Raw genomic sequence first — 11,046 nt, forward strand, 5'->3', positions numbered from 1 at the left:
TAGCATTTAGCCTAGGGCAGTTTGTAGCATTTAGCCTAGGGCAGTTTGTAGCATTTAGCCTAGGGCAGTTTGTAGTATTTAGCCTAGGGCAGTTTGTAGTATTTAGCCTAGGGCAGTTTGTAGCATTTGACCTAGGGCAGTTTGTAGTACTAAAAAGCTACACTGTAGTACTACATTGTAGTATTTAATAATATATCACTTTCTTCTATTGTTAACAGGGGAATTTTATATAAACTTAGATTCAATGTTGATAAGTATTTGATAGTTAAGCTAAACAAAAATTTTAGCGGCTAAAATTTGGAAATTAGAATGTACGACAAAATATTCTTTACTAACGTTTTACGAATTATGGCAGAACGAAAAATGTCAAACTCTGAGCTGCACAAGCTTTCAGGAGTTTCAGCATCTTTTCTATCTGACTTAACATCAGGGAAAGGGAATCCATCAATAAGAACAATGGAAGCAATATCTAATGCCTTATCAATTCCACTACCGCTTATGTTAGAGCATGTAGAATCTGAAATATGGGCATTATTGACAGATTCAGCATTAAAGATAGAAGAACTTCCCCAAGGGTTTGAAAGAGTAGGTGCTATACTTCCCGAACACAAAGCATTTCAGGTAAAAGAGTGGGATAGAAAGGCTAGAGCTGAGATAAAAAAACTAAAAAAATCTAAATAATCTGAAATAAACAAATTTCGATAAAGTGTAAATTTTCCCACAAACTCACTTGCCAAATTTTTACATTCGATATATCGTTACCCTATATTTTTTGGGTAAGGTATATCGAACATGTCAGTAGATCCAGAATCACTATTACGTATAAAAGAAAAGATAAAGCGTAACTTAGGCGATACGTTTTTATCTGCTTTAAATGATCCAAATACAATAGAAATAATGCTCAACGCTGATGGTTCGTTGTGGCAAGAAAAATTGGGTGAAAAGATGAAAGTTATTGGAAACATAACTGAGTCAAACGCCCACGCAGCAATGCGAACCATCGCAACAGCTTTAGACACAACTATCACTAGAACTAATCCCATACTCGAAGGTGAATTACCCCTTGATAACAGCCGCTTTGCAGGTTGGATTCCCCCTATTGTTTCAGCCCCAACATTCGCAGTAAGAAAAAAAGCTTCAGTTGTATTCTCACTTAAACATTACGTTAAAAACGGAGCTATGACTCAGAGACAATATGATTTTGTACGCTCTGCTGTTGAACGCCACAAAAACATATTGGTAATTGGAGGGACGGGATCAGGTAAAACAACACTAACAAATGCAGTTATAGCAGAAATGGTAAATGTAGATCCTCTAGAGCGAATTTTTATTATTGAAGACACAGGTGAAATTCAATGCTCGGCTGAGAATTCAGTTCAATTTTACACATCATTAGAAGCAAGCATGACCGATTTATTAAAGACAACATTACGAGGTAGACCCGACAGAATTTTAGTTGGGGAAGTTCGCGGTGCTGAAGCTTTAGATCTATTGGATGCTTGGAACACAGGACACGAAGGAGGTGTAGCCACTTTACACGCAAACAACGCAACTTCAGGGCTGGATAGGCTCAAATCGCTGATAACGCGAAACCCGTCAGCGCCTAAAGACATCGAACGGCTAATTGGCGAAGCCGTACATGTAGTAATTCATATAGCCAAAACATCTACAGGTCGCGTTATACAAGAAATCATTGAAGTGAGCGGGTATGACGGGGACAAATATCTAATCAACTCTATATAAAGGAAAATTTTACTCATGAACTTAATTAAGTATTCACTATTCATTTTAGCTATTTTGCTTATTGCTTCATTTTCGCCAGACGCTAGCGCTACAGCAGGAACTGGAGGCGGACTTCCTTACGAAGACTGGTTAACGAATCTACGTAACTCAGTAACAGGGCCAGTAGCCTTTGCACTATCAATTATTGGGATCGTAGTTGCTGGCGGCGTATTGATTTTTGGTGGTGATTTGAATGGCTTCTTTAGAACTATGGTCTTTATCGTCCTAATCATGGCTCTACTGGTTGGAGCGCAGAACGTTATGGCCAACTTCTTCAGCCGTGGTGCAGTTATAGACGGGCAGCTGTTAGCTGATTATACAAAAGCAGCTGTTCAAACTGCTGTTCGTTTAGCTGGTAGATAATTATGCCACTACGCACGATACCAATTCGCCGAGTGGGTAATAGAGCAAGCCTATTTTTAGGTGGTGATCGTGAATTAGTAATGTTTTCAGGTTTACTAGCTTTTGCGCTGATATTTTCAGCGCAAGAGCTGAGAGCGACAATTGTGGGTATATTGCTTTGGACTGTCAGTTTGTACTTGCTGCGACTGATGGCCAAAGCAGATCCAATGCTAAGACACGTTTACTTAAGACTCAGACGATACAAACAATATTACCCCGCCCGTTCTACACCTTATTACGAACACAGAAGGGACTACAAATGAGCGAAATTATAACATTGCTGACAGTGACAATATGCCTCATTTTGATTGTTTTACTGGCCAGCAAATTATTTCAATTTGATAAAGACAAACGACTTGATAAATATCGTAAAAAACAAGCGGGGCTTGTTGATTTACTGAATTATGCAGCAGTTGTTGATGACGGTATTATCGTTAATAAAAACGGGTCATTTACTGCAAGCTGGTTATACACCGGTGATGATAATGCAAGTTCGACTGATCAACAGCGAGAATTAGTATCATTAAGAATAAACCAAGCGTTTGCAGGTAAGCTTGGTAATGGTTGGATGATACACGTTGATGCGGTTAGGAAAGAAACGCCAAAGTATTCAAATGAAGGCTCTCACTTTCCTGATAGGATCACACATGCTATTGACCTTGAGAGGGAGCGATTTTTCGCTGGCCAAGGTAATGTGTATGAGGGTTTTTTTGTTCTTAGCGTTACTTTCTATCCCCCAATACTTGCACAGACAAAGTTTATTGAACTTATGTTTGATGATGATAGTGAAAAACTAAGCAAAAACGAACGAACGCACGGTTTAATCGAGCAATTTAAATCTGATTGTAAACGTATAGAAAGCTCCCTCTCTAGCGGATTAAAACTAATACGCTTAAAAGGCGTAAAAGTTGCGAATGAGGACGGTGATACAGTTATACAAGATGATCAGTTACGCTACCTACAATACTGTGTAACTGGTAAAAATCACCCCGTCAACTTGCCTAACACGGCGCTGTACATAGATCAGCTCATTGGAAGCGAGGAATTTTACAGTGGCACAATACCGAAAGTTGGCCGCAAATTTATACAAACGGTATCTATAGACGGACTACCTCTCAATTCCGCTCCTGGTATTTTATCGCGTCTAGCTGAGTTACCAATAGAATACCGTTGGAGTAGTCGCTTTATTTTCATGGAACAGCATGAATCTTTAGCTTTATTAAAAAGCTACCGCAAAAAATGGAAACAGAAAGTTAGAGGATTCTTTTCACAAGTATTCAATACAAATAATGGCCAAATAGATCAAGACGCAGTAGATATGGTTGCTGATGCCGATGCAGCTATGGCAGAAGTAAATAGTAACCTAGTGGCTATGGGCTATTACACCAGCGTTGTTGTGTTGATGTCAGAAAATAGAGAGCAACTAACAAACGCTGCGGAATTTGTTGAAAAGTCCATTAACGACATTGGTTTTTCTGCACGTATAGAAACAGTAAATACAGTTGAAGCTTACCTTGGTTCTTTACCCAGTCATGGTGTAGAAAATGTAAGAAGACCGCTAATCAATACAATGAATTTAGCTGACTTAATACCTACATCAACGTTATGGACTGGAAATGCAAAAGCTCCTTGTCCGTTCTATCCTGATCAAAGCCCTCCTTTAATGCATTGCTTAACAGCTGGTAATGCCCCATTTAGACTTAATCTACATGTTCGCGATGTGGGCCACACAATTATGTTTGGCCCAACAGGGGCGGGAAAGTCTACACATTTAGGATTATTGGCCGCATCGTTTAGACGCTATAAAGACATTTCGATATTTGCGTTTGACAAAGGAATGTCAATGTTCCCACTTGTTAAAGCCGCAGGGGGATCTCATTTTTCCGTCGGCGGGGGGGATGATTCATTAAATTTTTGTCCTTTGCAATATCTCGACAGTAAACATGATAGAGCTTGGGCTATGGAATGGATCGACTCTATTTTGGCGTTGAATGGCGTCGAAACAACACCTAAACAACGTAACGAAATAGGGTCTGCACTGGTTAGTATGTCTGAAACAGGTTCTCAGACAATGACGGATTTTGTTTCATCTATACAAGATAAAACCATCAGGGAAGCTCTGAAACAATACACAATTGAAGGCCTCATGGGGCACCTTCTTGATGCAACAGAAGATGGTCTATCGTTTAACAAATTTACAGTATTTGAAATCGAAGAATTAATGGATCTCGGTGATAAATACGCGTTACCTGTTTTGCTGTACTTATTTAGACGTATAGAAAAATCTCTAACGGGGCAACCCGCTGTTATTTTTCTAGATGAAGCGTGGCTAATGTTAGCTCATGGTGTCTTTAAAGATAAGATTAAAGAGTGGCTTAAAGTTTTACGTAAAGCTAATTGCATTGTCGTAATGGCAACTCAAAGTTTAAGTGATGCTGCAAATTCCGGCATTCTGGATGTGATTACTGAAAGTACAGCTTCAAAAATTTTCTTGCCTAACGCCCAAGCGAAAGAGGAAGAAACAGCAAAAATTTATAGCCGAATGGGCCTCAACCCCCGTCAAATCGACATCATCTCAAAAGCAACTCCAAAGCGTCAGTATTACTACGTTTCTGAACAGGGCAGACGATTATACGACCTTGCTATTGGCCCTATAACGATGGCGTTTGTAGGTAAATCAGATAAAGACACTATAAGTCTTATCAAAGATTTGGAAGCAGCTCACGGTGAAAGGTGGGTTGATGAATATTTAAGTAAGCAAGGTTTGTTGTTAAACACAGCGAGAGCAGCAGCATGAGTATAAAAAAATTATTTACCAAAAAGCAGGAGCAGGAAAACACTTCTGTTGAAAGACGACAGTCAGATAAAAGACAGGCAAATCCATACACAAATTATCGTCGTCGATGGAATGACCATACAGGTAGTGTCTCGGTACAACGCAACATGTGGATGATTTTATGTTTGATAGCGATGTTAATATCAGCGTATGCAATCCAAGGGCTGATATCTGTTGCTGGTAAAAGCAAATTTATCCCTTATGTTGTTGAAGTTGATCAACTTGGTAATCAGGTCACAGTCAAACAGGCAGACTCAGCTGAACTTAAAATGGATCGTGTACTAAAAGCAGTAGTTTCCGAATTTATAAGCGATGCGCGCTTGGTTACACCAGATGTTGAGTTACAAAGAAAAGCTATATTCAACATTTATTCAAAACTGGCCCAAGGCAACCCCGCCACTCCAAAAATGAGCGAACACCTTAATGGTGATACTGACAAAAACCCTTTTAAAAGGGCTCAGACAGAAACCGTTAATGTAAAAATCCTCTCTGTTTTACAGCAAACCAGCTCTACATTTCAGGTCGACTGGGAGGAAACAATAAGAGATAGGAAAGGTGTGTTAGCTGAAGAACCATTTCGAATGAAAGCACTAGTTACAGTGCAAATAGTTCCGCACACGGAAGATACAACCGAAGAAGATTTTCGTGCTAACCCACTTGGGATTTATATCGTTGATTATAACTGGTCAAAAACACTGTAGGACGCCAAAAATGAAATATTTATTAGTATTATTATTAGCCATATCAACATTCGCCTATTCAACAGACGCAAAGAAAGATGTTGATTATGATGATCTATTTTTTCCAGATAAAAACCCAACACTAACAGCACAAGAAAAACATGCGATAGCGATAGCTAAGCGTTGGCAACAAGCTAGCGAAAGGGGGATGACTCCTGTATCTGGTATTGACGGTTCGATTGTATTTATTCATGGCGATAAACAACCAATAATAACTTGCGCAGTAATGCAAGTGTGCGATATCCAGCTTGAGGCGGGTGAAAATGTCAACAATATACATTTAGGTGATTCAGCACGGTGGCTGGCCGAACCTGCTATAACAGGAAGTGGGTTATCACAAACCATTCATGTAATCATTAAACCGCTTGATGTTGCTTTAGATACAACCCTAATCATAGCTACTGATAGAAGGTCTTATAATTTAAGACTTAGAAGTCATAAATCAGATTTCATGCCAAAAATATCTTTCATATACCCAAGGGAAGCATTAGCTAAGTTTGAAAACCTGAAACGCATTGAACATCGTGAAGTTAGTAAAAATACGATCCCACAAACAGGAGAATACTTAGGCCAGTTAGATTTTTCATACAAAATTGATGGTAAAGCCAAGTGGAAGCCTGTTCGGGTTTACAACGATGGGAAAAAAACAATTATTCAAATGCCCGAAACGATGTCGCAAACAGAAGCGCCAACACTACTTGTCGTTAGGGAAAATAATAAACTCTTTAGTGATGATGAAAATACTTTAGTTAACTATCGCTTACAAAATGATAGATACATTGTCGATACGGTCTTTGATAAAGCAATCTTGATAGTTGGTGTTGGTCGCAACCAGACAAAAGTAACAATTACTAGAGGTAACTAAAAATGAAGCGATTTCTCACTTTAATATTCCTATTTACTTTATCTGGCTGCGCTTCGAATGCGAAGTACGGAAACTTTACAAATGACAGTGCAACACAGTCAGCCGTAAATGCAGAATTAGCATTAGATGTAGCTATAAAAATTAACGAACTCTACGCACCTGCACATACCAAACTAAGCGTAGCTCATGAGATCAATGATAATTTTGGCAGCACATTAATAAAAGTGTTACGTGAGCAAGGATTCGCCTTATCTGAATACACTAAAAATAGTAGCTCAGATGGAGTAAAGCTATTCTATGTTGTTGACCATTTAGACGAAAACAATTTAGTGGTGTCAGTTCACTTGAATAGCACTTCATTGAGTAGGGCGTATACAGTTCAACAGAATAAAGCTTCTGCTATTGGTTTCTGGTCAGTAAAGGAGTAATGCTATGAAAGATGATGACCTATTATCACCTAAAGTCGATCCAACCAGCTCAGCAGGTATTAAGCGAATAAACAACTGGCCTATTATTATTATGGGCATTGGTTTAGGTACGTTCTTGTTAGTTATTATGCTCGTAGCAATGGATAGGGCTAATCAACAGAACGAGAAGGCAACGGATGCTGTACCTCAGAGTGTTAGAGGTAGCGCTAAATTAGCAAATGAAATTACGCTCGGTTACGAGACAGGTTATATCGAAGCTGAAACAAGCCCCGAAGACACTGAAGATAACGCTACGACGCTTCAAGCAGAAGATAATATTGCATCTGTAGAAAGCAGTTATAAAGATGTGCCTGCCGTTACTCCGAACAATACATTACCAAAAAGAGATGATGAGTTTGATGCTGATGAGCAAAAAGAACAAGAGATACGACGTCGCGTATCAGATGCAAGACTAAGACGCTTTGAACAAGCGGCATTTGGAGGTTCAACAGTGATGTTTGATGGTTCAGCTTCAAGTACCCCATCTATATCATCAAACCGATTTTCTTTTAATGGCACTTCATCAAATAAACAACTAGATCAACTTGCTGCAATTCGAAAGCAATTAGGTGACGCTAGTAAGTTAATGAACGGGCCTTCCTCAAACTTCCAAGATACTCTATCAAACATAAGGGAGAATATTGAATCTGGCGGCGGAGTTGATAGTTATAGCGATCTTGATGGGCCAACCAAAATTTCTAGTATTGAGGATTATAAAAAGTATTCAGGTGATCAAAATCGCTGGTCGCTCAATACCAGCGTAAAAACACCTCAGCCATTTCAGATACATGCTGGATTTGTATTACCAGCTGTGATGATTTCATCAATTAATTCGGATTTGCCAAGTCAAATAATTGCTCAAGTTTCACAGAATGTTTATGACACACCGACAGGGAGACATCTGTTAATACCACAAGGTACAAGGCTTGTTGGTATGTATGATTCAAACGTGTCGTATGGTCAAGAAAGAGTATTAGTAGCATGGCAACGCCTGATTCTACCCGATGGAAAGTCGCTTGATATTGGTTCTATGTCTGGTGTTGACGGGATTGGTAGGGCTGGTTTTGCAGACCAAGTAAACCATCATTTCTGGCGTATTTTTGGTTCTGCATTAATGATGTCAGTTGTCACTGCGGGAGTAGAGTTATCACAAGATGATAGCAGTCAAAATATCAACGGTTCAAAAAGCACTAGCGACGCATTATCTGAAGCACTTGGACAACAACTTGGCCAAGCAACCGCTAGAATGATAATGAAAAACTTAAATATAGCTCCAACCATTGAAATCAGATCTGGTTTCCGATTTAACGTCATGGTCAATAAAGATATTGTTTTTGATAGTCCATATAAATCTTTCGATTATTAAGGATAGGCACTGTTATGAAAATTTTTAAGAAACGTATTTTAGCGGCTAAATTAAGTTGTGCTTTAGTCTTAGGCTTGGGAGCTGTTAGCGCATTAAAAACAGAGAAAGCTAGTGCAGGTATACCAGTCATGGATATAACAAATATTGCTCAAAGCATTATGCAAGTGTCTCAAATGATACAGCAATATTCCCAAATGATTAGGGATTGGCAAACTCAGCTTCAACAATTAGAGCAGCAAGTTTTAAATACAATAAATCCAGCTCGCTTTATATGGGATGACGCTAAAGTTTTAATAGGTAGTGTTCTTGATAGCATGGACTCTATACGACAATTTAAAAATCAGTTCGGCTCACTAAATGCCTATATGAGCAAATTCAAAGACGTTGATTATTACAGAGACGCAGTGTGCTTTACAGACGCCTGTTCTCGCGCCCAAATGGCTATAGTAATGTCGCAGTCTCGGATCATGGCCAAAGAGCATTCCGAAATAAGAAAACAAGCGAATGACGCATTGGTAAAAAGTATTGATGAACAACAAGACTTATTAGAACGTGATGCTGATACTTTAAGAGATTTGCAAAACAATGCCCAAACAGCACAAGGTCAACTTGAAGCAATCCAACATGCTAATCAATTAGCCAGTAACCAAGCTCAACAATTGATGCAAATTAGAGCGCTCTTAATAGCTCAGCAAAGCGCGTTATCAGCTGAGAAGCAAACATCCGAAGATCAGAAGTCAAAAGAAATGGCAGCAGGTGAACGTATACGCGAGTTTTCCTATTCTGATAGTTCTGGTCAAAGTTGGTGAGGTGAACATGGCCAACATCCTTAATTTTAAAAGTATTTTGATAGTCTTAATAGGTAGTTGGCTATCTTTATACTCTCCACTTGCATTAGCAGAGCTTGATAGTACCGACATTCTAGATGGTGTGCTTTTAGCGTACCGAAATAGCGCTGTTACATGGTCTGTAATTATCACATTACATGCTACATGGTTATTTTGGACCTTAGCTGTTATTGGGATGGTTGTCACTTTTGGATTTATGCTTTTTAAAAAAGCAGACTTAGCAGAATTCTTTGCTGAGTTTATTCGCTTTACATTATTTATCGGTTTCTTTTGGTGGCTTTTGCAAAACGGAGCAGCATTTGCCGTATCAATACTAGACTCCCTTAGACAAATAGGGGGGGAAGCTACTGGCTTGGGCGCAGGGCTTACCCCCTCATCAATTGTCGATATCGGCTTTAAAATTCTCGATAGAGCACTTGAAACTTCAAGCATGACTCAACCATTAGACAGTGTTTTATTACTTCTTATTGCTGTGATAATCCTAGTAATTTTGGCTCTTGTGGCTATTAATATGCTGTTGCTTCTGATCACATCTTGGGTATTGGCTTATGCTGGTATATTTTTTCTAGGTTTTGGGGGGTCAAAATGGACATCTGATATGGCTATTAACTACTTCAAAACCGTTCTAGGTATAGCCACTCAGTTGTTCGTTATGGTGTTAATTATAGGTATTGGTAATGACATCATAACTAATTACGAAACGGATATGTCAGGTAATATGACAATAGCTGAAATGTGTATAATTCTGATTGTTGCCATTACTCTTTTAGTTTTAACAAATAAATTACCAGCAACAATATCAGGTATCGTAACAGGTGCAAATGTAGGCTCTCAAGGGATTGGTAATTTTGGTGCAGGTGCAGCAGTCGGAACTGCTGCGGGATTAGCGACTGCGGCAGCCGTAGGTTCTTCAGGAATATCTAAATTATCAACTCAATTAGCTGGCGGTGGTAGTGCGGTTATAGCGGCCATCCAAGCTGCTCAGGCTAGTTTATCTGAAGGCTCAGGAGATAACGGATCATTTGGGCCATCAAGTGATAGTGGCTCAAATGAACAAGACACTAGCCCATTAGCTGAAGCAATGGGCGGTTCATCTTCAGGTTCAAATAGCAGCTCAACATCGTTTTCAGATAGCACTTCGACTGATTCAGGTAATGCTCAAAACACTGAATCTATGTCGAGCGATTCGAATGGACAGGACGACGGTTCAACATCATTTGCAGATAGCACTTCAACTGATTCTGGCGACGCCCAAAACACTGAATCTATGTCGAACAATTCGAATGGACAGGACGGTTCAACACCGTTTTCAGATAGCACTTCAACTGATTCTGGCGACGCCCAAAACACTGAATCTATGTCGAACAATTCGAATGGACAGGAAGACGGTTCAACATCATTTTCAGATAGCACTTCAACTGATTCTGGCGCTGAATCTGGATCGAGTGATAACAGTTCAGCGTTAGCGACTGGAGCTGCAATAGCTCAAGGAGCTGGTTTAAATGCTTCAGACTTAACCAGTGGTTCAAATACAGAGCAAAGTTTCGACGCAGCTGAAGCTCAAGCGATGGGAGCTTTTGAAGAAAACGCCATAAATAATGATGATGCAATAGATTCGATTAGTTCAACATCGAGCGACATGGGTACTTCAACCGACTCTAGTCATGGCCAATCAGTAGGGTCGGCATCGAGCGACACGGGTACTTCAACCGACTCTAGTCATGGCCAATCAGCAGGGTC

At 39.5% G+C, this 11,046-nt stretch carries 12 protein-coding genes; all 12 read left to right on the forward strand.

Annotated elements, in window-relative coordinates; translation table 11 throughout:
* On the forward strand, nucleotides 1-188 hold a 188-nt coding region (locus MHN32_RS22765; RefSeq protein ID WP_239422884.1), incomplete at its 5' end, for a hypothetical protein.
* Nucleotides 189-309: 121 nt separating this feature from the next.
* Complete coding sequence (locus MHN32_RS22770) at nucleotides 310-681, forward strand: helix-turn-helix domain-containing protein (RefSeq protein WP_239422885.1); 372 nt, start codon at nucleotides 310-312, stop codon at nucleotides 679-681.
* A gap of 111 nt (nucleotides 682-792) precedes the next feature.
* A complete protein-coding gene (gene trbB, locus MHN32_RS22775; RefSeq protein ID WP_239422886.1) occupies nucleotides 793-1,743 on the forward strand; it encodes a P-type conjugative transfer ATPase TrbB in 951 nt (316 codons plus the stop codon).
* Nucleotides 1,744-1,758: 15 nt separating this feature from the next.
* Nucleotides 1,759-2,145: a TrbC/VirB2 family protein gene (locus MHN32_RS22780; protein WP_339145263.1), complete on the forward strand. Its 387-nt coding sequence runs from the start codon at nucleotides 1,759-1,761 to the stop codon at nucleotides 2,143-2,145.
* 2 nt (nucleotides 2,146-2,147) lie between these two features.
* Nucleotides 2,148-2,447, forward strand: a complete 300-nt coding sequence (locus MHN32_RS22785; RefSeq protein ID WP_239422887.1) for a conjugal transfer protein TrbD — start codon at nucleotides 2,148-2,150, stop codon at nucleotides 2,445-2,447.
* The gene (locus MHN32_RS22790; RefSeq protein WP_239422888.1) at nucleotides 2,444-4,981 is read left to right on the forward strand and encodes a VirB4 family type IV secretion/conjugal transfer ATPase; all 2,538 of its coding nucleotides are present in this window, start codon (nucleotides 2,444-2,446) and stop codon (nucleotides 4,979-4,981) included. Before MHN32_RS22785 ends, MHN32_RS22790 begins: the two co-directional genes overlap by 4 nt.
* On the forward strand, nucleotides 4,978-5,721 hold the full coding sequence (locus MHN32_RS22795; RefSeq protein ID WP_239422889.1) for a VirB8/TrbF family protein: 744 nt from the start codon (nucleotides 4,978-4,980) through the stop codon (nucleotides 5,719-5,721). The genes MHN32_RS22790 and MHN32_RS22795 overlap by 4 nt, the downstream gene beginning before the upstream one ends.
* 10 nt (nucleotides 5,722-5,731) lie before the next feature.
* On the forward strand, nucleotides 5,732-6,625 hold the full coding sequence (trbG, locus tag MHN32_RS22800; protein WP_239422890.1) for a P-type conjugative transfer protein TrbG: 894 nt from the start codon (nucleotides 5,732-5,734) through the stop codon (nucleotides 6,623-6,625).
* 2 nt (nucleotides 6,626-6,627) lie between these two features.
* Nucleotides 6,628-7,053, forward strand: coding sequence for a hypothetical protein (locus MHN32_RS22805; RefSeq protein WP_239422891.1), 426 nt, complete (start codon nucleotides 6,628-6,630; stop codon nucleotides 7,051-7,053).
* A gap of 4 nt (nucleotides 7,054-7,057) precedes the next feature.
* The gene (locus tag MHN32_RS22810) at nucleotides 7,058-8,458 is read left to right on the forward strand and encodes a TrbI/VirB10 family protein (RefSeq protein ID WP_239422892.1); all 1,401 of its coding nucleotides are present in this window, start codon (nucleotides 7,058-7,060) and stop codon (nucleotides 8,456-8,458) included.
* Between the two features lie 14 nt (nucleotides 8,459-8,472).
* On the forward strand, nucleotides 8,473-9,267 hold the full coding sequence (trbJ, locus tag MHN32_RS22815) for a P-type conjugative transfer protein TrbJ (RefSeq protein ID WP_239422893.1): 795 nt from the start codon (nucleotides 8,473-8,475) through the stop codon (nucleotides 9,265-9,267).
* Between the two features lie 7 nt (nucleotides 9,268-9,274).
* On the forward strand, nucleotides 9,275-11,046 hold a 1,772-nt coding region (gene trbL, locus MHN32_RS22820), incomplete at its 3' end, for a P-type conjugative transfer protein TrbL (RefSeq protein ID WP_239422894.1).

This window comes from Pseudoalteromonas sp. Of11M-6 (assembly GCF_022347905.1).
Taxonomy (GTDB): Bacteria; Pseudomonadota; Gammaproteobacteria; order Enterobacterales; family Alteromonadaceae; genus Pseudoalteromonas.

Bases quoted from the DNA above. Each gene is read 5' to 3' on its own strand.
- trbJ (WP_239422893.1), top strand. From the start codon at position 8,473: ATGAAAATTTTTAAGAAACGTATTTTAGCGGCTAAATTAAGTTGTGCT.
- MHN32_RS22790 (WP_239422888.1), top strand. From the start codon at position 2,444: ATGAGCGAAATTATAACATTGCTGACAGTGACAATATGCCTCATTTTG.
- MHN32_RS22805 (WP_239422891.1), top strand. From the start codon at position 6,628: ATGAAGCGATTTCTCACTTTAATATTCCTATTTACTTTATCTGGCTGC.
- MHN32_RS22785 (WP_239422887.1), top strand. From the start codon at position 2,148: ATGCCACTACGCACGATACCAATTCGCCGAGTGGGTAATAGAGCAAGC.
- MHN32_RS22810 (WP_239422892.1), top strand. From the start codon at position 7,058: ATGAAAGATGATGACCTATTATCACCTAAAGTCGATCCAACCAGCTCA.
- MHN32_RS22795 (WP_239422889.1), top strand. From the start codon at position 4,978: ATGAGTATAAAAAAATTATTTACCAAAAAGCAGGAGCAGGAAAACACT.
- trbG (WP_239422890.1), top strand. From the start codon at position 5,732: ATGAAATATTTATTAGTATTATTATTAGCCATATCAACATTCGCCTAT.
- MHN32_RS22770 (WP_239422885.1), top strand. From the start codon at position 310: ATGTACGACAAAATATTCTTTACTAACGTTTTACGAATTATGGCAGAA.
- MHN32_RS22780 (WP_339145263.1), top strand. From the start codon at position 1,759: ATGAACTTAATTAAGTATTCACTATTCATTTTAGCTATTTTGCTTATT.
- trbB (WP_239422886.1), top strand. From the start codon at position 793: ATGTCAGTAGATCCAGAATCACTATTACGTATAAAAGAAAAGATAAAG.